This window comes from Paenibacillus oralis, from assembly GCF_003863965.1.
Classification (GTDB): domain Bacteria; phylum Bacillota; class Bacilli; order Paenibacillales; family Paenibacillaceae; genus Fontibacillus; species Fontibacillus oralis.
In genome coordinates, this window is record NZ_RRCN01000001.1 from 3,500,478 (window position 1) to 3,524,405 (window position 23,928).

A 23,928-nucleotide genomic window follows, 5' to 3' on the forward strand; every position below is an offset into this window, starting at 1 on the left:
GGAGGCGGGCGCTTTAGCGCCGGGCCTTAATCCCCGAGAAGGAGGCGATTTATGTCCGCGTAGCTGAACGCCTGCTCGTGCGGGCGAAACGCCGATTCGGGCTTTGCACGCCGATGGTTGAACCATATGGTCCGCCAGCCGGCACCGGCGGCGCCTACGACGTCATTGCGCCATGAATCGCCGACATAACTGCACTGTTCGGGGGCTAAGCCGGCTTCCGCGGCCACGTGGTCGAACAGCTTACGATCCGGTTTAGTGATGCCGACGGCTCCGGAAATGTAGATCAGCCCTGGCGAGACCAGTCGGTCCAGCTCCAGCGCGCGGATTTTGCGCCATTGATGTTCCGGTGGACCGTTGGTGATTAAACCAACGAGGGTTTTGCTCGATTTTAGCTTCCCGATCAGCTCGAATGCTCCGTCAAAAGGACGGATCCGAAATTGGCGGTCCAGATAAGCGGACTGAACGGCGGCTGCCTGCTCCCGCGTAAGCGTGACGCCGAACTCGGCCAGCGAGCGTATGAAGCGCTCCGTCCGCATATCCTCAAGCGCCCGGCCATGGGTAGGCGTGCCGCCGGCCAGGGCAGACAGGTGGTCGCTGTAAAAGCGCATCCGGTGATAAGCGGGCTCATAAGGAAAATCGTCCCCGGTGTTCAGCACCGCTTGCAGGGCATCCCGAAACGGAAGCAAATGATCGTAAATCGTATCGTCCAGATCGAAAAAAACGGCTGACGTAAGTGCGGCTGATTGTACGGAATTCAAGGTTTCTCCCCCCATCATTGCTTATATAATCTACCGTCCATTATACCGGATAACGGGGGATTCGGCAGTCGGAAACGAATTTTGCTGACGCCTGCTAGGCGGTTGGATTATATTATTGGTGGACGTTTTGCAATTTTAGGATTACAGGGGGGGGGCCTTTCGAGGTGAGAAGACCGAAAAGGTGGTTCACTTTAAAAAATCAAATTTTCGTCGGCTTTATGCTCGCCATGGTTCTCGTGCTTACGCTCGCCAGCATCCTGACTTACACCCAGGGCTCCGCCCTGCTGGAGAACAATGCGGAGAAGCATATCGGCCAAACCGCGCTGCAGGCCAATGGTCGGCTTGACGCTTTGCTCGCCCAGATCAAAACGCTGTCGACGCAGGTGGCGACGGACGGCAGCATTCAGCGGCTGTTGCTTTCCGAAGTGGAGGGGACGAAGACGCCGTTTAGCGCGCGCCAATCTCTTCTGTCGATTCTGGGAAACTACCAGTCGTACGTCACGGGGATTAAATCGCTGGAGCTGTATACGACCGATTACCGGCGGCTGTTCCCGCTGAACGATATTCCGCTGCAGGACACGATCGATCCGAAGTGGATCGCCGCAGCCGATCGGGGGAAAGGGGAGCTCGTCTGGATCGGCGCCGATCCCCGCGATCCAAGCTCGGTGCTTGCGTTAAAGCGCGTCAGCCTGATCGACCGCTGGTTTTCGTCCGGGGGATATCTGATGGTGCGGATCGACCGGACCTACTTCCAGCTCCAGGAGCAGATGAGCGGGGAAGGCGGCGAATATATTTTGCTGGTCGACGGCAATTTGCACACGATCGCTTCCAACTTCGGCCAGTCGGCAGGGGCGCTGAATCTGTCCGAACTGCTTGCTAACGAGGGGAAAAACATTACGATCGGCGGGCAGGAATTTATTGAGGTGAAGCAAAAGTCCGAGTCTACCGGCTGGACGCTCGTTTTCTTTACGCCGGTCAGCTACGTCACGAGCGGGATTTCCGCCTTGCGTACGGCCGTGCTCGTATCCGGCGCGATCGGGGTGCTGCTGTTTCTGATCATGTCGCTGCTGCTATCGACGATGATCACCCGGCCGATTTTCAAGCTGATCAAGGCGATGCGGGGCGCGCGCTTTGGGGTGCTGCAGCCCAACCCGATGTTCTCCAACACGATGGAGATCAACGAGCTGAACAATACATACAACCAGATGGTCGACAACATGAACGAATTGATCCGCGTTGTTTACGAAAAGGAACTGCTGCAAAGCCGGACGGAGTTGAAAGCGCTTCAGGCGCAAATCAATCCGCATTTTTTGTTCAATACGCTGGAGGCTTTTTATTGGTCGCTGGAGGATAAAGGCGAAGAGGAATTGGCTGGCCTCGTCGTCAGCATGTCCAGCCTGTTCCGGTATATCATCAGCAGGCCGAATCAGGACGAATGGGTCACCGCCGAGGAAGAGCTGGAGCATGTCGAGCATTATTTACAGCTTATGGATATCCGGCTGGGCGAGCGGTTGACCTGGTCGATCGAAGCCGGCTCTTTCGGGAACGTGAAAATTCCGAAGCTGCTGATCCAGCCGCTGGTGGAGAATGCGATTTTGCACGGCGTGGAGACGAAGGAAGTTCAAGGCGTGGTGACGGTAAACGTATCGCCTTCCGGCCGGGAAGGTTACGTCAAAATTACGGTCCGGGACAACGGTCCCGGCATGGACGAGGAGACACTGCGCAAGTTAAGGCAGGCGATGGACGGCGGCCCGGCCCTGTCGTCCAAAGGAACCGGGTTCGGTATCGTCAACGTGCAGCGCCGGCTGCGGCTTTATTTTGATAAGGAACAAGGCGCAAGGCCAGGACTGGATGTATTTAGCCGGCCGGGAGAGGGTACGGTGGTGAGCTTTGAAATTCCGAGCGAATATGGGGGAGCGATATGATTCATTCCAAAACGATTCTGATCGTGGAAGATGAGCCGAGAACGAGGCAAGGTTTTGCCAAAACGCTGGAGGCCTGGTCCTGCGGGCGCTACCGGATCGAAGCGGCGGAGAGCGGCCAGGCAGCGCTGGCGTGGCTGGAAAACCACGCCGCTCATCTGCTGATCACGGACATCCGCATGCCGGGTATCAGCGGGCTGGAGCTGATCGAGATGCAGCAAAAGCATAAACCGTTTAAACCGGTGGCGATCATCATTTCCGGCTATCCGGAATTCGATTATGCGCAAAAAGCGATGCAGCTTGGCGTCGTCAACTATTTGCTTAAGCCGGTGGATAAGCATAAGCTTGTACAGGCCGTGGAGCAGGCGCTGACGATCGAGGACGACCGGCACCGGATCGAAACACTGGAGAAGCTGGTTGACCCGCGGCTGCTGGAGACGAAGGAGACCGATACCCGGTACAATCCGTCGATCCGCGAAGCGCTTAGCTTTTTGGATGGGCATTTGCACGAACCGGTGACGTTACGTCAGGTGGCTGATATGCTGCATTTGAATCCGAGTTATTTCAGCGTTTTGTTCAAGGAACAAACGGAAATGACGTTCAGCGAGTATCTCGGCCGGCTGCGGATGCTAAGGGCCAAGGAACTGCTGCTGCGCACGTCCTTGCCCGTCGGCGAAATCGCCGAACGCGTCGGGTATCAAACGGACAAATATTTTATCAAAGTGTTCAAATCGTTTGAAGGCATGAGTCCAAGCAAGTACAGAAACAGCGTAAAGAACTTTTGATATCTAAAGGTAAAAAATAAGGATTTTGTGATATCTCTTGATATTAAAGACTCAACTTAATAATCAGTGCTTGACAGTCAAGCCGGCAACAGGTCGTGGCAAGAAAAGCCGGAAGGGCGTTGAAAGTGTGCGGGCAGGAGAGGCCGATGGGGTGGGTGGTCGGCAGGTCAACATCCGCTGTCTGGGCGCTTTGCACGATTATCCCGTTTTATCAGGGAAGCAGAGAAGGATATAAATTCAGGAGAAAAAGGTAAATTCAGGAGAAGAAGATATGTTTGTAAGAAGTAGTCATGTTCGAGATCATTAGATAGGTCTTTTTTGCTGCAACCTGAATCCGTTTGCATCAATGCCAGCACCGTTCAAGCACTTCTATCAGGCTGCAGCCGCAAGGGGCTGGTTCGGTTGGCGCGCGATCAGCCGGCGGTAAGGAATCGCCGGAATCGCCACACACATGCGCAGCAACTTCTGCCGCATCGTTTCTTCCGCTCCGGGCCGGCGCAGCGAGCGGCGTACGGTGTACTCGTTTAGGTACGCCTGCAGATGCTTCAGTCCCAAGGCTATATACGTACTCTTCAGCGATTCCCACGCCTCTCTCACCACTTTCCGCAAGGGCGCATACAGCCGAAAGGCTAGGGGGAACGACTCTACCGCCGATGTACGGACATCCACATGCCTGTTGATGAACGCGGCGAGTTCGTGACGGTTTGCCCTTTGTCCGTCTCCTCTCTTATGCGGCACCAGACGGATTTTGACCTGCTCCGGCTCGCCCGACTCCGTGACCGTGCATCCCGCTACGACCGCCGAGGCGTACGGATGCGAAAACTGAAACCGGGACGGATTGCGCCCGTACAGATCGTTGTTCACCTTTACTTTTCCGCAGAGCAGCTCCCGGATATCGAACTCCCCGACGGCATGGCGTATTTTGTGCAGCATCAACCAGGCGGTTTTGTAGGTGACCCGGATCACCTGGCTCAGCCGCAACGCCGAGATGCCGTCAGGGAGCAGGAACAACTCCAGCGCATTGAACCACTTGAGCAGGGGCAAATGCGTTCCTTCAAAAATCGTGCCGACCAAAGCCGACGTTTGATGCTTGCACTTTCCGCACTCGAACAAGGGGATATGCCGGGAGGTCAGACGGCTGCACCGGGTGTGAGCGCAGCGCGGGCAGACGAAGCCGTTCGGCCACTTCATCGCGATCACTGCCTCCATGCAGGCCTGCTCGCTGTTATAACGGCTGCTGAATGGTTGAAGTTCCGTTCCCGCATTGACCTCCATGTTCGCTTGCCCCCCGAATCAAGATTACACGAACGCGTGTTCGATTTATTTTATTATACCAAACATACGTTCCTAAATCAAGCCGAACATCTCACCTGAACCGCCTCATTTTTTCCTTATTAATCCTTACCCTAGCCCCTAACACCTGCCCACTGAATGAAAGGGATAATCGTGCAAAGCAGCATGCAGGGACACCAAGACACGAAGACACGAATGCTATAAAACAAAGAAACTTCTCCGATTTCGCTTTGCGGTAGTTGACTTAATTCGTGAATTTGCTCCCGTTTCTTCAAAAAGTTCACGTTTAGCCGTTTCATTGATTTGTTCATGTAGTTCTCTTGCCTCCAGGTATTTTCCAAGTTTTACGTCATGCAGGAATATTGCTCATTTTGAACGTATTTTCATAATATGAAACAACCTAATAAAAGTGGAATTTTAGCTAATGAGCGTGATCTTATGGGGACGAAACGAAGGTGCTAGAATTCAGGTTAAGCGGTTACATGAAACCGTTAATAATGATGGGGGGATGTAACAAATGTCCAACAAAAAGACAGCATCAATCCTTTTGATTGCGCTTTCACTGTTGCTGGTGCTCGCCGGCTGCGGCGGGAAATCGAACGGCGGCGCGGCGAGCGGCGGCGGAGGAAATGCGGGCGCCAATGCCGGCGGTGAAGCAGTCAAACCGGCGGACGGCGAGAAAGTCACCATCAAGTTCATGCATCTGTGGCCGCAGGGCAGCTCGGCCCAGCAAAATAAACTGGTCAACGAAATTATTACCCAATATCAAACCGACCATCCGAACGTGACGATTCAGCAGGAAGTGCTGGAAAACGAACAATACAAAAACAAGCTGAAAATTTTGTCCGCTTCGAACGAGCTTCCCGATGTCGGCGTGACCTGGGCGGCAGGCTTTATGGATCCGTACGTCAAAGGAAACCTGTTTACCCCGCTCGACGATTTGCTGGACGGCGGGTTGAAGGATAAATTCGTTCCGGGCACGACCGATGCTTACGCCGTGGGCGGAAAAACGTACGGTCTGCCGATCGAACTAAATATTTCGCCGATTTATTACAACAAAGCGATTTTCGAAAAATACAATTTGCAAGTGCCGCAAACGTACGATCAATTTTTGCAAGTTGTGAAAACGTTGTCAGATAACGGTGTGGCTCCAATTGCCCTCGGCAACAAAGACCGCTGGACCGGCTCGCTGTGGTATATGTATTTGGCGGATCGCCTCGGCGGACCGGAAACACTTAAGAAAGCGATCGACCGTTCCGGGTCGTTTGAAGACCCTGCGCTGATCCAGGCCGCTGCGGAAATTCAAAAGCTGGTGGATATGAGCGCGTTTAACAAAGGGTTTAACGGCTTATCCAACGATGAAGGCAAATCCGAATTCATGAACGAAAAAGCGGCGATGTACCTGATGGGCACCTGGGAAATTCCGAACTTCACGACGAATCCGGACGTACCGCAGGAATTTAAAGACAAGGTGGGCTTCTTCAAATTCCCGACGGTGGAAGGCGGCAAAGGCGACATCAACAGCTGGGTCGGCGGTCCGGGCGTAGGCTTGTTCGTCGCCGAAAATTCCAAAGTCAAAGACGAAGCGAAAAAATTCGTGGAGTACTTCATCGGCAAATGGGGCGCGGAATCGGTCAGCACGGCGGGGGTTATTCCGGCCACGAAAGTGGACACCTCTTCTTCCGATCTCCCGCAAATGTACATCGACTTGCTGAACGAGTTGAACAATGCCAGCAACCTGACGTTGTTCGCCGACGTGCAAATGAAACCGAACGCGGCGCAAACGCATTTGAACATGATTCAAGCGCTGTTCGGCAAAGCGGTCACGCCGGAGGATTTCGCCAAGGAGCATGAAGCGGCCCTGCAAAAAGGGGAGTAAGGCATAATAGAAAGGAAGAAACCTTATGAATAGGGTCATGTCGAATAAATGGGTCATTGCGCTGTATGTGCTGCCTTCTCTTTTGTTGATTATGGCCATGATCTATATCCCCATCGTACTGACCGGTTACTACGGGTTGATGGACTGGGACGGCATCGGTGCGATGACGTTTGTCGGCCTTGCCAACTACAGCACGCTCGTGAAAGATCCGATGTTTTGGCAAAGCGCCTACCATTCCTTGCTGCTGGCCGTTTTCTCGGGGGTTAGCCTGATCGGTTACCTGCTGATTGCGCTCGTCTTGTCCGGAAAGATTAAAGGGGCCAACCTGTTTCGGAAAATTTACCTGATTCCGATGCTGTTGTCTTCGGTCGCCATCGCCCAGCTGTGGCTGAAAATTTACCACCCTTCGAGTGGGGTGCTCAATAGCTTCCTCACCTCGATCGGCATTACGGACGCGCCGTCCTGGCTGGCGGAGCCGTCGATGGTGCTGTACGCTCTGTTCGTGCCGATTATCTGGCAGTATGCCGGCTTTTACATCCTGATCTATTACGCCGCGCTGAAGAACATCCCGGAATCGCTGGTGGAAGCGGCGCGCATCGACGGCGCGGGCGCGATGTCGATCGCCTTTCGCATCAAGCTGCCTCTGATCGTGGAAGTCATTAAAGTGACGATTGTACTCGCTATCGTAGGTTCGCTTAAATATTTCGATCTGATCTATGTCATGACCGACGGGGGACCCAACGGAGCGAGCGAAGTGATGGCCTCCTACATGTACCACCAGGCTTTCCGCGGTTTCGACTTCGGTTACGGCAGTGCGATCGGGTTCTCGCTGCTGCTGATCTGTCTGGTTGCGACATGGCTGATCCGCAAATTAACGGCCTCGGACGACACGGTTCAATATTCCTAAGGAGGAGGGGCCACTGATGGAAATGGAAAAATCGATCCGTTTGGAACCGGCGGTGTCCGGTCCCGGTCTGCAGCTCGGCCGCAAGCTGGGGTACGGCCTGCTTTATATCGTGCTCGTCCTTGTGGCGGCGATGCAAATTTTGCCGCTGATTTGGCTGCTGTTCTTTTCGCTGAAAAACAATCAGGAAGTTTTCAATATGCCGCCTTTTTCCATCCCGGCGCATCCCCGCTGGGAGAACTACGAAAAGGTGTGGACTCAGGGCAACATCAGCGTTTATTTCCTGAACAGCGTATGGATCACCGTCGTATCACTTATCTTGACCGTACTGCTCGCCAGCTTCGTCACCTTTGCCATCACCCGCATGAAATGGAAAGGCAGCTCGTTTGTCCTCGGTCTATTTATGGTCGGGATGATGATTCCCGTGCACTCGACGCTGATTCCGCTGTTTAGTCTGTTTTTGAAAATCGGCCTGACGGACCATCCGCTGTCGGTCATCCTTTCCTATGCCGCGTTTAACCTGCCGATCACGATTATGATTTTGCTCGGGTTTTATTACGCGCTGCCGAAGGAAGTGGAGGAGGCCGCCATTATGGACGGCTGCTCGATCCACCGGATGTTCTTCCGGATCATCCTGCCGATGACCGCTTCGGTGCTGTCGACAACGGCGATCATCAACATGATCTATAATTGGAACGAATTTATTTTCGTCAACACATTCATCAGCTCGGACCACTTCAAAACGCTGACGGTGGGCGTCCAGAACTTCATCGGCCAGTATACGACCGATTGGGGCGCGATCGGAGCGACGCTGATGATCAGCATTTTGCCGATTTTGCTTGCCTTTTTCATCATGAGCAACCGCATTGTGGAAGGCATCGCCGCGGGATCGGTCAAAGGTTGAAATGAAATCGGTGAACCTTGAATGGCTTCGGCCTTTCAAGGTTTTTCTGCTTGAACATACTCCAATAACCCCGTAATCAGGTGCGAAACAGCGTCTTCCTTGGGAATACGGATTTTCCTGCTGATCTTCTCTATATCCTCCTGAAACAACGCAATAATTCTCAGCATTGCTTCCGGTTGCTGTTGTTTCGCAGCTTGTACAAGCATTACAAATTCGCGATCTGTGATAGCTGTTGCAGCATTTTTTTCTTCCATTTGCTCACCGCCTGTTGGCTTATCTGAAGTTGTGCCGCCACCTCGGCTTCGGTCAATTCCTGGATGTAGAGTTTGTGGAGAATGGTTTTTCCCTTTTCGGGCAACGAATGCAGGAGCTGTTGCACCAAAATGCGGGTGTCACTGGTCTCGGAAAAGTGTTGTTGTCCGGAAATATTGTCAAATAACGAACATTCATGACGACGCATTTTTCTGTACCGGTACTGCATACGCCAGCCAATCCGGTACAACTCCTTCCGGTAGCGTTCAACCACGAGCGTCTCCTTTTTATCCATAAATCATTCCCCCTTTCATGTGCCCTCTAATAAATAGGGCGTTTTACGGATGAGCTTTACAACCAAAACAGGAACATCTGTTCTTATATTATATCACAATCTCCTGTAATTCCCAATTAAAAATCCGCAGCAGGTTGTAAATAGAGGCGAAAAATCGCCCATTTAAGTGAAGGGCCATGACCTCATTTATTTGAAAAGGAGATTGATAAGATGAGAAATGTACTGTATGTTCCGCTGGACGACCGCCCGGTAAACCTGGACGATACGATTAAACTGGGACAAGCGTCGGGGCTGCATCTGATTACGCCGGATGCCGCCGACATTCGGAACCGGCTTGACGCCGTGGCCGAGGCTTCGGGAGAAACGCTGCTCGGCACTTCTTCTCCCACTTTCGGGAATTCCGCAAAAATTCGCCAATTTATCCTGGACAACGCCGCGGCGGTTGAAGGGTTTATCATTTCCATCGATATGCTCGCTTACGGCGGTTTGATCGGCAGCAGACGCTTGCGGACAAGCGGGGGCGGAACCTATCCCAACTACGATCCAACCGTTACGGACCTGCTCGATGTGATCCGGCATATTAAACGGTCTTATCCAAGCAAACCGGTTTATGTGCTGGATACCATTATGCGCTTGGCCACAACAACGTTTACGGAGGGGCTCACTTCCGACGCCTACAACGAATCGCGCAGTTTTATGAGACAACCCCGTCAAACCTACACGGCGTTCGAAGATATTCTGAACGGGTATAACACATCCGCGGACAACACCCAGTACGGAGATACGGTGTATTTTGACAAGATGTTGTATTACAACACACGGCAGCATAAATTTAAAACCAATTATTATGTCCTTGATCAATTGACCCGCCTCGGCTGTATCGATTTCCTGGCTGTCGGGGTCGATGACGCGAGCACAGAGGGCGCACAGATCAATGAAATTCGCTTTGTCGAAAGCTTTATTAACGATTCGCTCGGGGGCAGCGGCGGCCAAAATCCGGATCGGGCCATCATTTTACCCGACGCCGACGGCCTGGGGCATTCCTTGGTCGCCCGTATGGCCAACCAATTGCATCGAGGCGGCAGGAAGACGCGAATCTCGGTTAACTACTACGGTCCAGACGGTTCGACGATCATCAACCCTTATGAGTACATGAACGTGCATCAAAATATTCTTCGTCACATTGATATTGCCGGTGGCGAATATGCAACCTGTGCACCCGACATCGAAATTGTGGCGATTACAAGCGCAGACCAGGTGTCCGGCGCGGTAAACCGCATCGAGGCCAATGGAACAAACCGCCAGGCAACCGTGGCGATGGATTTTACGGGGGGCGGCGCGGCCAACATCACGGTAACCGAAGCGCTGCTGGACAGCCGGTACACGGGCGGCCTTCTGGGGTATAGCGCATGGAACACCGCCGGGAACCTCATGGGCATCTCGCTTAGCATGGGACAAGCGCGTTATGCCTTCCTGGTGACCGAGAAGCGGGCGCAGGAGCTGGATAAGGCCGTCAACGCTCATGGTTCGCTTCTGTTTAAGCGATTCTTGAAAGATTATTACTATAAAAGAGTCGCCATCGCCGATGTCCGAAGTTATTCCAGAAATCCCGAGCATATCCGGTATGTTAATCTCCCGCCGAATAGCGCCGATCAGAACATGCTTCTCTTTAACAAAGAGGAGGATTATATTGAGCTGCAGGCGCTCCTCCGGGATCTGATGCAGAGTCACCTGGCAACGCTGGCCGCAAGGCGTGCGTTCCAGATCGGCAGTTGCGCCGCGGCTTGCCTTGTGAAACAAATTTGCGGGTGTTCGTGGACTTTTGCCGAATACAGCAGGGTATCCCTGGCTTATGACAATCCTGACTACATTTGGGGACGCGCTTTTGAAGTCACACTGAGTCCCGCCGTCACACTTCATTCAAAGCCTAAATTCATTGCTTTATCGCGATAATGCAAAAAACAAGAGGAACTGGGAGCAAACGGGAGGATGTTTATGCCCGGTCAGCAAGTGGGCGCTTCCATGGCCCCTCTCGCTGGCATCCCCGGTCATACCGGGAGTGAACCGGTTTTTCAGCGCCCCCTCGAAACTTTTATACTTAAAAGGACTAAGCGCAAAAAGTATAAAAAGGAGTGGACAGCTTGAGTAATGGGGATGCATTTGAACGTCGCAGCGAATTGTTGAAAAGACGGATCGGCCGGATGATTGCCAAGGAGAACCAGCACGGATTGGGGCATCAGGACACCTTTCTGCTGCAGCGGTTTATTAAGGAACTGCATCAAAACGAACAGGAACGGAACGCGAGAGCGGGCAGCTAAGAGAGAAATTTATCATATAGTTTGGATGCGATCGGAAAAATACCCCTTATTTTTGTAAGGGGTATTTTTATTTTGAATACCCTAAATTTTATATATAGATATGTCGAAATACGTAGTATAATGGCGAAAATATCACACAAAGGAGATACCGCTCATCATGAAAACTTTCCGCTTGAACGCTTTACGCCCCAAATTTCTTATACTTTGCCTTTTGCTTTTGGCCGTCCCCTCTCTTCTGCTTGGCTACCTGGCTTTTAATACTTCCAAGCAACAACTGGATGAGTCGGGGCAAGCACAGTTGAAAAGCAGCGTTCGTTTGGCGATCGCCATGATCAACAATTTGGACAAAGAGGTCAAAGCGGGACATTTAACGCTTGAGCAAGCGCAGGACATGTTTCGCGAAGAGATTCTTGGGCCCAAAGGCTCCGACAACAAACGGCCGATTAACCCAAAATACGTGGTTGGCCAAAGCGGTTACTTATATGCGGTCGATAAAAATGGCATCTCCGTAATGAATCCCGCCAACGAAGGAGCGGATATGAACACGGTCGTGACCGAAGATGGCGTGGAAATGGGCAAAACGATTATCGGACTCGGTAAAGCAGGGGGAGGTTTTTATACATACATCTGGAACAATCCAATCACCGGCAAAGACGAAACCAAGATTGCCTATGTGGAAATGGACGAAAACTGGGGGTGGATCGTAGGTTCGGGCGCTTACATGAGCGAATTTAATCAAGGTGCCAATAAGGTGCTTCAGATTCTCATCATTACCCTGGTGATCTCTTTGGTGATCGGCGCGGTCGTCGCAGGGCTGTTCGTTAACTCGATCGTGAAGCCGATCTCCATTATGGCCGGTCAGGTGGAAAAGGTATCCAACGGGGATTTAACGATGGAGCCGCTGACGTTCAAAAATAAAGACGAAGTCGGAAGACTGGCGGAAGGTTTTAACACGATGACCGGCAACCTCAGGGAACTGATTCGTCATGTGTCGGACAGCTCCGAGCAGGTGGCGGCTTCATCCGGAGAATTAAACGAAAGCGCCCAACAAACCTCTAAAGCGACCGAACAAATCGCGCTTTCCGCCCAGGAAGTCGCGGTTGGAGCGGAACAACAAGTCAAAACCGCAAATGATGCCAATGAGGTCGTAAGCGAAATTTCAAAAGGCATGGAGCAGGTCGCCTATTCGATTCAGGCGGTTGCCGAGGCGGCCGTAACCGCAAACGAGGAAACCATGAAAGGCAATGAAGTCGTTAAGCAAACGGTGGAGCAGATGGGCGTGGTGCAGGAACGGGTTGAAGCGACGGCCCGCGTGATTCACTCTTTAGGGGAGAAATCCAGCGAAATCGGGGAGGTTGTATCCCTGATTACGGAAATAGCCAACCAAACCAATTTGCTTGCCTTAAACGCGGCCATTGAGGCGGCCAGAGCCGGGGAAGAGGGCAAAGGTTTCGCCGTGGTGGCCAATGAAGTCCGTAAATTAGCCGGGCAGTCATCCGCAGCCACCGAAAAGATACGGACTATTATTCAGGACATTCAAAACGAAACACAGGGCGCGGTAACGGCCATCCAAGAGGGGACCTACGCTGTGGACGAAGGATTGAGACAGGCCCAGCAAACGGGGGACAGCTTCAGAACCATCACCAAGATGATCGAGGAAGTCTCCTCCCAGTCCCAGGAGGTTTCCGCGATCGTGCAGGAAGTAAGCGCCTCTTCCCAAAACATGGTGGCGATGATCGAAGCCGTAGCGCTGATCTCCGAACAATCCGCAGGAAACTCCCAAAGTACAGCGGCCGCTTCCGAAGAGCAGTTGGCGTCGATGGAGGAGATCTCGGCCTCCGCCACCACTTTGGCCAGTATGGCGGGAGAGCTGCAGAGTATGGTCGCTAAATTTAAAGTCTGATTTTAGTGTGAGGACGCCTGCTGGCGTCCTTTTTTTTGGACGTGGGGGGCTAAGGGACACCAGAGCCGTTATTTGAGGAAAAACGGAGGATTGCAAAATGTAACGGACACAGAAGCCCTTATTTACTCAAAATCGGCCTGGATGAACGGGTTTAGAGCGAAATAGGGGAATTGGTGTCCGTTAGGCTGGGAAATACCCGGGAAATGAGCGGATAAGGTCGCTGGTGTCCGTTGGGTCACACAACTATTCTAACGGTTGCCACAGCGGCTATTTGTTATCGTTAAATAGCGGCTGCAACAACCGTTAGATTTCCGGCGGGTGTAATATCAGTTCTAACCCCTGAGCTTTAACCGGGAATTTTAAGTTTGGCGTAAGAAATTAATTAGTTAATATGCGTTGACATGTAAGCGCTTTTAAAATACAATAAAAACGTATTAGCAATACGTTTTAGCAAAACGATTTAGCTTTGTCTGTCTAACGTGTGCAGCGGATTTCATTGCTCTCGTCTTTAAGGGCCATGTACAATGGGGGTTAGGCTGTTTGTTTTTTCCAAGAATGATGAACGAGGTGTTATAGTCATGGCCAGTATTAAAGAAATCGCCCAACTTGCCAACGTATCGCAAGGGACGGCCTCGATGGTCCTGAACGGCAAAGGGGACAAATACCGGATATCCGCTGCAACCCAGCAGAAAATACTTGAGGCTGCCAAACAACTCAACTATCAGCCGAACATCTCGGCGCGCCGTTTGCGCAGCGGGGGGGAGACTGTCCTGCCGATCATTGCGCTGTTCTGGACGCTCGACACCCGCGCCGCTTTGGTCGGACGATTTTTGAAGGGATTGCAGCATGCGATGAGTGAGCTGGAGGATGAATACGAGCTGCTCATTCACCCTTACGTGGGCACGAAGCTAAGCGAGGTTCAAAGCCTCGTGACCGGCACGCGGTTCAACGGGGCGATAATCGCCAACTCAACGGAGGAGGACGACGAATTCCTGGAAACGGCGGATTTGAACGTGCCGGTGGTGCTGTACCAGCGGGATTCCAACAAATACGCCTCCGTCAGCGTAGACAGCTACGAAAGCGGCGGGATGGTGGCCGAGATGCTGTATGGCCGCGGACACCGCAAGGTGGGGCTGATCGTTCCGGACGTTTCCTCCAGGGCGATCCGGCTGCGGGAGGCAGGCTTTATGGCCAAAGCCGCGGAGCTTGGGATGGATGCCGGCGAAGCATGGATCGTTTACGAGGACTTCTCGGAACAGGGCGGCTATGAGGCCGTTAAACGCTTGAAGCCGGAGGGCGGGGCTTGGCCGTCGGCGATATTCGCCCTCAGCGACCAGATGGCCGTCGGAGCACTGAAGGCGCTGGACGAATGTGGCGTGAAGGTGCCCGAAGAGCTGGAGATCATCGGTTACGATAACGATGAGGTGACGAACTACACGGTCCCAACGTTGTCGACGGTTCATCTGCCGGTTGAGGAAATGGCCGGCGAGTCCCTGAGGCTGCTGATCGAGATGATGCGGTACCAGACAAATGTAAAGACCGCCAAACAAATGGATACACGGATCGTTATGCGCAAATCCTGCGGCGGGCCGACCGACTAAGGCAAACTTGTTCTAGAGGCAACACCGGGGGGCGGCCCAAGGCTTCTCCCCGTTAAATAAATAAAAGTTGCAAGCCTATTTATATTCAGCTCAGGAGGTGACGGTACATCCGCAACGGCAAATAAGAAAGCGATTACATTTGTGGAAACGCTTAATTGCTTTGAATAGGGACGAGCAGACCGAATAGTTTGGATAGGGCAAACACATTGACGACGTGGAGGGAAGCACATGAATACGCAGAGTAAATCGCCGATGGCCGGTGGTGTTTGGCCGACGATGGTCACGCCATTTACGGCGGACGGAGAAATCGACTACGAGGCGCAGGCGCGGGCCGTGGAATGGTATAGCGCCCATGGCGTGGACGGGCTGTTTGCCGTATGCCAGTCCAGCGAGATGTTCCATTTGCGTCTGGAAGAGCGGGTGAAGATGGCCGCGTTTATCAAGCAAAAGGCGGCGGGGCGTGTACCGGTCATCGCTTCGGGACATATATCCGGCGATTTTGCCGACCAGGTCCGCGAGCTGAACGCGATGGCCGAGACGGGCATCGACGCGCTCGTGCTTATTACCAACCGGCTGGCCCGGGAAGAGGAAGGGGACGACGTGTGGCAGCACAATCTGGAGCGGCTTCTGAAGGAGCTGCCGGAAGGAATACCGCTCGGCTTTTACGAATGCCCTTACCCTTACAAACGGCTCATTTCGCCCGAGTTGCTCCGGTGGAGCGCCGATACCGGCCGTTTTTGCTTTCTGAAGGACACGAGCTGCGATACGGACAATATCCGCCGCAAGCTGGAAGCCACCCAGGACAGCGACTTGAAAATATACAATGCCAACACGGCCACCTTGCTGGAAACACTGAGGCTCGGCGTGCACGGCTACAGCGGAGTCATGGCCAATTTTCAACCGGACCTGTACGTGTGGCTGCTGCAAAACTGGCGGGAACAGCCGGAGAAAGCGGAGGAACTGATCGGTTTTCTCAGTATGACTTCCCTGATCGAAAAGCAGCTGTACCCGGTGAATGCCAAGTATTATCTCATGCTGGAGACTATTTTCGACAATTACGTATGCCGGGTCAAGGACCACCGAAGCTTCACGGAAACGAACCGTTTGGAAGTCCGCCAGCTTCGTGATTTGTCCCAAAGGATGTCCGCACAACTTTTATTATAAGGAGGAGAAACAAATGAGCGTACCGATCATAGAAAATCGCCTGGCGGGCGAGATGCCCAAAATCGGCATCCGCCCGGTTATTGACGGACGCCGGGGCGGCATCCGCGAGTCCCTGGAGGAGCCGACGATGAAGCTGGCCGAGGCCTGCGCCCGCCTGCTCTCCGGGAAGCTGCGCCACGCAAACGGGCTGCCGGTGGAATGCGTCATCGCCGATACGACGATCGGCGGTGTGGGCGAAGCGGCCAAAACGGGCGAGAAGTTTCGGCGCGAAGGGGTCGGCCTGACGATCACGGTAACGCCTTCCTGGTGTTATCCGCTGGAGACGATCGATGAAGATCCGTGGATGCCGAAAGCGATCTGGGGCTTCAACGGCACGGAGCGCCCCGGAGCGGTGTATCTGGCCGCCGCGCTGGCCGCGCACAATCAGAAGGGCTTGCCCGCGTTCAGCATTTATGGGCGTGATGTGCAGGATATCGGTGACGATACCATTCCGGGTGACGTCCAGGACAAGCTGCTGCAGTTCGCCAAAGCGGGACTGGCGGTCGCGGCGATTCGCGGCAAATCGTATTTGTCGATGGGGAGCGTTTCGATGGGGATTGCCGGCTGTATCGTCGACGAGGGCTTTTTTCAGAACTACCTTGGCATGCGTAACGAATATATCGACATGACCGAGTTCATCCGCCGGATGGAGCGGGGAATTTTCGATCATGAGGAGTATGCGAGGGCTTTGGCTTGGACGAAAGCCAACTGCCGCGAGGGAGAGGATGTCAATCCCCCTGAACGGCAAAGATCGGCGGAGCAGAAGGAGAAGGATTGGGAAACCGTCGTCAAAATGGCCCTGATCGCCCGCGATCTGATGATCGGAAATCCGCAGCTGGCGAAGATAGGTTATGGTGAGGAAGCAATAGGCCATAACGCGATCGCCGCCGGATTTCAGGGGCAGCGGGCCTGGACCGACCATCTGCCGACCGGCGATTTCATGGAAGCGGTGCTGTGCAGCTCCTTCGACTGGAACGGCATACGCGAACCGTTTGTGCTGGCGACCGAAAACGACAACCTGAACGCGGTCACGATGCTGCTTGGACACCAGCTCAGCCAAAGCGCGCAAATCTTCGCCGATGTGCGGACCTACTGGAGTCCGGAGGCGGTGGAGCGCGTGACCGGACAGCGGCTGACGGGCCGGGCGGCGGGCGGCGTGATTCACCTGATTAATTCCGGCCCGGCCGCGTTGGACGGTACCGGGGAACAGACCTTAAACGGACAGCCGGCGATGAAACCTTTTTGGGAGATCGGCGGGCAGGAGGTCCAGCGTTGTCTTGATGCGGTAGCCTGGTGTCCGGCGAAGGATTTCTTCCCGTCGGGCGGATTCTCCACCGATTTCACCACGCGCGGCGGCATGCCACTGACGATCGCCCGCATCAATCTGATCCGCGGGCTGGGGCCGGTGCTGCAAATCGCCGAAGGTTATTCGGTGGAGCTGCCGCCGGAGGTGCACGAGAAGCTGGACCGCCGCTCCGACCCGACCTGGCCGACGACCTGGTTTGTCCCCAATTTGACCGGCTCCGGTCCGTTTCGCGATGTATACGCGGTGATGAGCCATTGGGGTTCCAACCATTGCGCAGCCAGCTATGGGCATATCGGGTCGGAGTGGCTGACGCTCGCCGCCATGCTGCGCATCCCGGTCACCATGCACAACGTGCCCGAGGAGCGGATTTTCCGCCCGAGCGCCTGGGACGCCTTCGGCGCGGGCGATCCGGTCGGCGCCGATTACCGGGCCTGCGCGGCGTTTGGTCCGCTGTACAAATAGAGAGGCGGAAAGGATGGAGATGAACATGGACAAAGAGGCGGGACCGCGTTATGTGATCGGGATCGATTTCGGCACAGCATCGGGGCGGGCGGTGCTTGTCGATGTAAGGGACGGGCGCGAGCTGGCCTGGCATGTGACTCCTTATCCGCACGGTGTGATGGAGGATGAGCTTATCGGCTGCGGTATCCGGCTTGGCCCGGAGTGGGCGCTCCAGCATCCCGGCGATTACGTGGAGGTGCTGCGGCAATCCGTGCCGGCGGTGGTGCGCGAAGCGGGCGTTTCATCCGGGCAAGTGATCGGCATCGGCGTCGATTTCACCTCCTGCACGATGCTGCCGGTGGATGAAGCGGGAACCCCGCTGCTCTTAAAGGAAGAGTACCGCCGCGAACCGCACGCATTCGTCAAGCTGTGGAAGCATCACGCCGCCCAAGGGGAAGCGGACTTAATCAACGCCGTGGCGGCTGAGCGCGGTGAAGCTTTTCTCAGCCGCTATGGCGGAAAAATCTCCTCCGAGTGGATGGTGCCCAAGGGACTGCAGGTGCTGCGTGAAGCTCCCGAGGTGTACGCCGCGGCGGATCGCTTCGTTGAAGCGGCGGACTGGATCGTGTTTTGGATGACCGGAGAGATGAAGCGCAGCAGCGGCTGCGCCGGTTACAAAGCGCTGTGGCACTCCAAGGAGGGATACCCTTCCGCCGCGTTTTACAGGGCGCTCGATCCGCGGTTTGAACGTTTCGCGGAGACCAAGCTGCGCGGGGAGATCGCTCCGCTGGGCCGGGCCGCGGGCCGGTTGACGGGCGAGGCGGCCGCCGTAATGGGGCTGCACCCCGGTATCCCCGTCGCTCCGGGGATGATCGATGCCCATGCGGCCGTTCCCGGCGTTGGCGCCACCAAGCCGGGACAGATGGTCCTGTCTATGGGAACGTCGCTCTGCCACCTTCTGCTCAGCGACAAGGAGCTGGCGGTCGAAGGGATTTGCGGCGTGGCCAGGGACGGCATCATCCCCGGACTGTACGCTTATGAAGCGGGGCAAGCGGCGGTCGGCGACCTGTTTGGCTGGTACGTACAACAGGCTGTGCCGGCGTATGTTGAACGGGTGGCTGACAACGAGGGCGTGACGGTTCACAAGTGGCTGGAGCGGCGGGCAAGCCGGCTGCGGCCGGGGGAACACGGGCTGATGGCGCTCGATTGGTGGAACGGCAACCGCTCTGTGCTGGTCAATGCCAATTTGAGCGGATTGATCATCGGATTGACGCTGCAATCGAAGCCGGAAGAAATATACCGCGCGCTGCTGGAGGCGACCGCATTTGGTACCCGCAAAGTGATCGAGGCTTTTGAAACGGCGGGCGTGGAGGTGCGCGAATTGTTTGCCTGCGGCGGTTTGCCCGGGAAAAACCGGCTGCTGATGCAGATTTTCGCCGATGTCACCGGCCGGGAGATCAAAATCGCCGCCTCCACGCAGACGCCCGCGCTTGGCGCGGCGATGCTCGGCGCGGTAGCCGCGGGCTCGCACTGCGGCGGCTATGACCGCATCGAGGAAGCGGCGGAACGAATGGTCCGCGTGCAGGAGGAGACCTACCGTCCGAATCCGGCGTACAGGGCGGTGTATGACCTGCTTTACAGGGAGTATACCGAACTGCACGATCTGTTCGGGCGTGGAGGCAGGGAGGCGATGGCGCGGCTGAAGCGGCTGCAGCGGGAGGCCGCAGCCGCAGGAGGACAGCGCGATCCCGAGATGCCCGAGCAAGGCGGCGGCCGCGCCAAAGGAAACGAACGCCGGTGATGGCGGGCGACATCAGGTTTTTTGAGCGGGAAAAGCACGTGTATCCGGCTGCCGTTCGCGGTGTTTTTTCCTTCCGATTTGCACCGACCTTGCGGTCATGTCCACGGAGAAAGCCCGGTCCGCAAAATCGTGATCAAAATTCACCGCAAGCTGTTTCGTTTATAGGGGCGCGGTTTTGGCTGTATTACGCATTGGTTGTGCATTGTTTAAAGACGCTAACGAACCGACGAGATTTAATGGGGATGCTGAACAAGAGAGTTAAGCCGTTTGCTCCCCTTAACGTTTCGCGGATTCGTTGGCGTTTTGTTTTACCCATTCTTGGAAATGGATCAACTGGAAAAAGGGCTCTTTAGAACGACCTCCTCTGTCAGACACCGCTTTCCAGTCCTAATCTTAGGAAATAGCGGCAAAAAAGGGAGTTATTTCTTCGATTCAAAGGATGATGGTCAAAATAGGGGATTTTTATGGCGCTATTGTTCGGCGAGAGCGGCTTAATGGCGACTTTCCAAGGGGAGAAGGAAGAATAGATGCAAAAATTACCGCTATTGTCCGGAAGAAGGGGGAAAGCGTCAAAATAGCGGAAAAAATTACCGTTATGCAGAGCGGCATGTCCTGGTCACACAAATAAGGGCTGGCGAACGAGTACAACTCGGAGCTACCTGTGCCGTTTCCAATGGTGCAGCCGAGCGTCGCAATTGAATCATGCAGGCAGCGCGCCGATCGCCCCTGTCGGGAGCAGTAAGCGCCTCGCCGATCTCCCCCGGTCGGGCGCTGCAACCGCCCGCTGCTGCCGCTGTCAGCCCACGTATTTGGCGAGCGAAATCAGCGCCGTCATCGTCACGATGTTCAACAAGGTGGAGATAAGCACGGTTTGCGAGGCGAAGTCGGGCTCGTTGTCGTATTCCTCGGCCAGAATCGTGCTGTTCACGCCGGTCGGCATGCCGGAGGCGAGCAGCAGCGCCTGGGCGGGGATGCCCTTCAGCCCCAGCAGCAGAATTAAACCGAAGCCGACCGCCGGGCCAACCAGAAGGCGAAGGGCCACGCTGATATAGACATCGAAGCGGTCGAGCCGCAGCGGGTATTTGACGATTTGCGCTCCAAGCGTCAGCAGCGCGATGGCTACCATGGAGTCGGCGATATAACCCATCGGCTTCGAAACAAAGTCCGGCAAAGGAAGATCCAGAATATGCAAAACCATGCCCAGCACGAGGGCGTAAGGGACAGGCATTTTCAAAAATCCAATCAGAGCGGCTTTCAGCGTGCCGCCGGATTTGGCCCGCTGTACGGACATCACGCCGTACGTAAAGGTGACAAGGCTTTGAAACGTCATTACCAACGCCTGCAGCGAAGCGGCGAGCGGATCGCCCTTGAACGCCAGTTGATTGATCGGCAGCCCGTAGTTCCCGGAATTGTCGAGGATGAGGCTGTTCGTAAACGCGGCCCGCATCCCGCGGCTGAACTTCAGGGTGCGGCTTGTCAGCATGCTTATGCCCCACAACAGCAGCACATACAAAACGTAGAAGCCGGTGACGCTGCCGAGCAGCTCCGCGGACATTTGGGATTGGTACATGCTTAGAAACACCACCGCCGGGGTGATGAAATAAAAATTGATTTTGGACAATGTGTACAAATCGAGCCGGAACGCGCGCTGCATCAGGCAGCCCAGCCCGATCAACACAAAAATGGGGAGGACGACCTCCAATATGATATCGCCGATCATCGTGGTGTTCTTCACTTCTTTCAGTAAGAGATGGTATTCTAGCAAAAAGACAACCGATTGTTATTATATCATGTCCCTTGGTTTCGGGACGATCGGATTTGCAAGAGTACCAGGAGTAGGCAAGCGGAAAGGATGATGCTCACATGCATAACTCTCACGAGCGGAAGAGCCGGATTTTAAGGGATGTGGAACGGATTGCCGCTTTGGAATTGAAGTTGACGGTGTTCAATAACGAGCGGTCATTATCGCATCTTGAAACGAAATTGACGGCGGCCCGAATGGGCGGCGCAACCTTGCTGATGGACCGCCAGTCGCCCCAGTCGAGTTATTATAACCGCGTTATCGGGTTCGGACCGGCCGAAGTGGAGCAGCTGCCGGACATCTTGCGGTATTACGGCGCGGAAAATATCGTGCCCTGCTTTGATATGACCCCGGACAAGCAAAGCAGCGCAGTCGCGGGGGCTTTAGCGTCGCAGCGGTTTGTTCCGAGGCTGCAGCTTGTCTTTCTCAAACAGGAGCTGGAATCCGGAGCGGACTTCGCCCTTCCCCGGGTATCCATTCGCCGGGTCGCCACACCGGAGGAGGCAAAACGGTTTATCGCGCTGATCGGCCGCTCGAAAGGGGGCGGGATCGAACTGGACGAACACGGGATTGAGCGGAAATGCCGTTACTTTTGCCGGGACGATTTTCAAAATTTTGTGGCCTATATGGATGAGGAACCGGCCGCGATGGGCTCCTTGTTTATTCGTGGCGAGGAAGGATATGTGGCCAATGATTTTACGTTTCCGGATTTCAGGGGGCAAGGCTTGCAAACGGCGCTGATCCGGCATCGCCTTCAGGTTGCCGAAGCGCTCCGCTTAAAAACGGTCTATACCGACGTGGAATTCGGTACGGCCAGCCATCAAAATATGCTGAAAGCCGGTTTTGAACAGGTGTATATGAACACGTTTTGGATGAAGTCGGTGATTGAGGAGTAATGGCCTGGGTGTGATGTTTGTCTCATCCTCTCGCGAAAATCCTTGCTACAATTCGGATTAAAAGATGGCGGGGAGGTGAGCTTGGATGGCGGTATGGAAATGCGAAGCTTGCGGGGAAACGAAGGAAGGACGCTGCAAACCGCAAAAATGCCCTAAATGCGAAGCGAAAGGCCAATTCGTCAAAGCGGATGCCCAGTAATCTCTAAAACATCATAGAAACGTTGGACAGGCCCTGTTTACGCTTCCGGATGAATGCCGGACGTTGTAAGTAGGGCCTATTTGCTTCTCATGCGATGCGGATACCTGATCAGCAGCTGACCGAGCACTTCGGACAGCACCAGCCCGATGGCGATCGAGCCCGAGATCAGAAAAGCCTGGGCGGCCAACTGGACGGCGAGGTTGTATTCGTTCTCCACGAATTTGCGCATGGCGTCGTAGGCCAGTCCGCCGGGGACGAGCGGGATAATACCCGCGACGCTGAAGATGATGACAGGCTTTTTATAATATTTGGCAAACAGGAGGCTGATCACGCCGACGATAAACGTGGCCGCGACGGTGGCGAAAATGGCGTCCGTCCTCTGCTCGAGCAGCACATAGGCGACCCAGCCGATCATGCCGGAAAAGCCGCATTGAAGCAGCGTACGCTTAGGGGTATTAAACAAAATGCCGAAGGCCGCGGAGGCGATAAAGCTGGTAAGCAGCTGAACGATAAGGCCGATGACAGAGTTCATAACGTCCACAGATCTCCTTTAAGTCATTAAAACAACGTAAACATCACCGCGATGCCCGCACCGATGGCGAAGGCGGTAAGAAATGCCTCGGCCCCGCGGGACAAGCCGGACACGAGATGGCCGGCCATTAAATCCCGGACCGCGTTTGTGATCAGCAGACCGGGGACAAGCGGCATGACGGAGCCGATGATGATTTTGTCGAGCTCGCGGCCCAAGCCAAGCGTCACGAGGAGCGCCGCCAGCAATCCGATCAGCAATGAAGCCGTGAATTCGGCAAAAAATTTAACTTTGACCAGGCGGTGAAAAAGGAGGAAAGCCGCAAATCCGGCGCCTCCGCACAGTACCCCAGGAATGAAATCGGGCAGCCCTCCCCGGAACATCAAGGTGAAGCAGCCGCTGGACAGCGCGGCAGCCGCGATTTGCAGCGCCACCGGGTAGGCGTTTGTGCTAACCTCGATTTCCAGGAGCCGGGCGCGGGCCTCGGCACAGGTCAGCGATCCGCCGGCCAGCTTTCGCGATACATCGTTGACATCGGCGACCTTTTGCAAATCGGTCGTGCGCTCGACGATCCGGATCAACTTGGCCGATTCCGTTTCACCGGATTGAAAAACGATTCCCGTCGGTGTTACATAGCTATGCGATCCGGGCAATCCCAGTGCATTGGCCATCCGGTTCATGGTATCTTCCACGCGGTAGGTTTCCGCGCCGCTTTGCAGCATGATTTTTCCTGCCAAGAGGCATACCTGGACGGGCTCCTGCGGTAAATCCGCAGCCTCGTTCAGATCCGCACCCTCCTTCATATCCGCGGCCCCATTCATGCTTTTCACCCTTTCATTGATCTCAGAGCCATTATAACACGCAGGCCACCAAGCCGGAACTCGGAGTGCCAATGTCGAATTTTGACGAAATATAGGAGGAGAGATGATCTTTTTCAT

22 protein-coding genes are annotated in these 23,928 nt (G+C 54.7%); 15 read left to right on the forward strand and 7 right to left on the reverse strand.

Annotation, left to right across the window (positions count from 1 at the left end; all coding sequences use genetic code 11):
- Positions 1-26: 26 nt before the first annotated feature.
- Positions 27-758 (reverse strand): HAD family hydrolase, encoded by a 732-nt coding sequence (locus EHV15_RS15630; protein WP_246061609.1) that lies wholly within the window; start codon positions 756-758, stop codon positions 27-29.
- Positions 759-922: 164 nt separating this feature from the next.
- Here EHV15_RS15630 and EHV15_RS15635 point away from each other — a divergent pair, with 164 nt between their 5' ends.
- Both EHV15_RS15635 and EHV15_RS15640 read left to right on the forward strand, forming a co-directional pair.
- Positions 923-2,683 (forward strand): cache domain-containing sensor histidine kinase, encoded by a 1,761-nt coding sequence (locus EHV15_RS15635; RefSeq protein ID WP_128632014.1) that lies wholly within the window; start codon positions 923-925, stop codon positions 2,681-2,683.
- Positions 2,680-3,465, forward strand: coding sequence for a response regulator transcription factor (locus tag EHV15_RS15640; protein WP_128632015.1), 786 nt, complete (start codon positions 2,680-2,682; stop codon positions 3,463-3,465). The genes EHV15_RS15635 and EHV15_RS15640 overlap by 4 nt, the downstream gene beginning before the upstream one ends.
- 372 nt (positions 3,466-3,837) lie before the next feature.
- Here the strand turns inward: EHV15_RS15640 and EHV15_RS15645 are convergent, their stop codons facing one another.
- Positions 3,838-4,740: a transposase gene (locus EHV15_RS15645; RefSeq protein WP_128632016.1), complete on the reverse strand. Its 903-nt coding sequence runs from the start codon at positions 4,738-4,740 to the stop codon at positions 3,838-3,840.
- 535 nt (positions 4,741-5,275) lie between these two features.
- Between EHV15_RS15645 and EHV15_RS15650 the strand changes: the two genes are divergently transcribed.
- The 3 genes from EHV15_RS15650 to EHV15_RS15660 are packed head-to-tail and all read left to right on the forward strand — an operon-like array spanning position 5,276 to position 8,445.
- Entirely contained in the window at positions 5,276-6,637 is a 1,362-nt protein-coding gene (locus EHV15_RS15650; RefSeq protein ID WP_128632017.1) for an extracellular solute-binding protein, read from the forward strand.
- 25 nt (positions 6,638-6,662) lie between these two features.
- Positions 6,663-7,544 (forward strand): carbohydrate ABC transporter permease, encoded by an 882-nt coding sequence (locus tag EHV15_RS15655; protein ID WP_128632018.1) that lies wholly within the window; start codon positions 6,663-6,665, stop codon positions 7,542-7,544.
- Between the two features lie 22 nt (positions 7,545-7,566).
- A complete protein-coding gene (locus tag EHV15_RS15660) occupies positions 7,567-8,445 on the forward strand; it encodes a carbohydrate ABC transporter permease (protein ID WP_425464474.1) in 879 nt (292 codons plus the stop codon).
- Between the two features lie 35 nt (positions 8,446-8,480).
- Here the strand turns inward: EHV15_RS15660 and EHV15_RS15665 are convergent, their stop codons facing one another.
- Together EHV15_RS15665 and EHV15_RS15670 are read right to left on the reverse strand one after the other, a co-directional pair.
- Positions 8,481-8,699, reverse strand: coding sequence for a hypothetical protein (locus EHV15_RS15665; RefSeq protein ID WP_128632020.1), 219 nt, complete (start codon positions 8,697-8,699; stop codon positions 8,481-8,483).
- Positions 8,651-8,992, reverse strand: coding sequence for an RNA polymerase sigma factor (locus EHV15_RS15670; protein WP_128632021.1), 342 nt, complete (start codon positions 8,990-8,992; stop codon positions 8,651-8,653). Before EHV15_RS15670 ends, EHV15_RS15665 begins: the two co-directional genes overlap by 49 nt.
- Positions 8,993-9,202: 210 nt before the next feature.
- Between EHV15_RS15670 and EHV15_RS15675 the strand changes: the two genes are divergently transcribed.
- From EHV15_RS15675 to EHV15_RS15705, 8 genes are all read left to right on the forward strand, one after another.
- Positions 9,203-10,945, forward strand: a complete 1,743-nt coding sequence (locus EHV15_RS15675) for a DUF4127 family protein (RefSeq protein WP_128632022.1) — start codon at positions 9,203-9,205, stop codon at positions 10,943-10,945.
- A 188-nt stretch (positions 10,946-11,133) separates the two neighbouring features.
- Positions 11,134-11,310 carry a hypothetical protein gene (locus EHV15_RS36540; protein WP_178075870.1) on the forward strand — a complete coding sequence of 59 codons (177 nt, stop codon included), beginning with the start codon at positions 11,134-11,136 and terminating at the stop codon, positions 11,308-11,310.
- 157 nt (positions 11,311-11,467) lie between these two features.
- A complete protein-coding gene (locus tag EHV15_RS15680) occupies positions 11,468-13,213 on the forward strand; it encodes a methyl-accepting chemotaxis protein (RefSeq protein WP_128632023.1) in 1,746 nt (581 codons plus the stop codon).
- Between the two features lie 578 nt (positions 13,214-13,791).
- Complete coding sequence (locus EHV15_RS15685) at positions 13,792-14,814, forward strand: LacI family DNA-binding transcriptional regulator (protein WP_128632024.1); 1,023 nt, start codon at positions 13,792-13,794, stop codon at positions 14,812-14,814.
- A 228-nt stretch (positions 14,815-15,042) separates the two neighbouring features.
- Positions 15,043-15,978, forward strand: a complete 936-nt coding sequence (locus EHV15_RS15690) for a dihydrodipicolinate synthase family protein (RefSeq protein ID WP_128632025.1) — start codon at positions 15,043-15,045, stop codon at positions 15,976-15,978.
- 13 nt (positions 15,979-15,991) lie between these two features.
- Positions 15,992-17,785 (forward strand): L-fucose isomerase, encoded by a 1,794-nt coding sequence (locus EHV15_RS15695; RefSeq protein ID WP_128632026.1) that lies wholly within the window; start codon positions 15,992-15,994, stop codon positions 17,783-17,785.
- Between the two features lie 19 nt (positions 17,786-17,804).
- A complete protein-coding gene (locus EHV15_RS15700) occupies positions 17,805-19,565 on the forward strand; it encodes a ribulokinase (protein ID WP_128635374.1) in 1,761 nt (586 codons plus the stop codon).
- Between the two features lie 60 nt (positions 19,566-19,625).
- A complete protein-coding gene (locus tag EHV15_RS15705) occupies positions 19,626-19,730 on the forward strand; it encodes a YhcH/YjgK/YiaL family protein (protein ID WP_246061940.1) in 105 nt (34 codons plus the stop codon).
- 631 nt (positions 19,731-20,361) lie between these two features.
- On the opposite strand, the gene EHV15_RS15710 is transcribed toward EHV15_RS15705, so the two are convergent.
- Positions 20,362-21,285, reverse strand: a complete 924-nt coding sequence (locus EHV15_RS15710) for an AEC family transporter (protein ID WP_128632028.1) — start codon at positions 21,283-21,285, stop codon at positions 20,362-20,364.
- A 143-nt stretch (positions 21,286-21,428) separates the two neighbouring features.
- Here EHV15_RS15710 and EHV15_RS15715 point away from each other — a divergent pair, with 143 nt between their 5' ends.
- A complete protein-coding gene (locus EHV15_RS15715; protein ID WP_128632029.1) occupies positions 21,429-22,262 on the forward strand; it encodes a GNAT family N-acetyltransferase in 834 nt (277 codons plus the stop codon).
- Positions 22,263-22,347: 85 nt separating this feature from the next.
- Entirely contained in the window at positions 22,348-22,461 is a 114-nt protein-coding gene (locus EHV15_RS38055; protein WP_128632030.1) for an RCKP-type rubredoxin-like domain-containing protein, read from the forward strand.
- 76 nt (positions 22,462-22,537) lie between these two features.
- Here the strand turns inward: EHV15_RS38055 and EHV15_RS15725 are convergent, their stop codons facing one another.
- Both EHV15_RS15725 and EHV15_RS15730 read right to left on the reverse strand, forming a co-directional pair.
- Complete coding sequence (locus EHV15_RS15725) at positions 22,538-22,993, reverse strand: threonine/serine exporter family protein (protein WP_128632031.1); 456 nt, start codon at positions 22,991-22,993, stop codon at positions 22,538-22,540.
- Between the two features lie 26 nt (positions 22,994-23,019).
- Positions 23,020-23,793, reverse strand: a complete 774-nt coding sequence (locus EHV15_RS15730) for a threonine/serine exporter family protein (protein ID WP_128635375.1) — start codon at positions 23,791-23,793, stop codon at positions 23,020-23,022.
- Between the last annotated feature and the right edge of the window lie 135 nt (positions 23,794-23,928).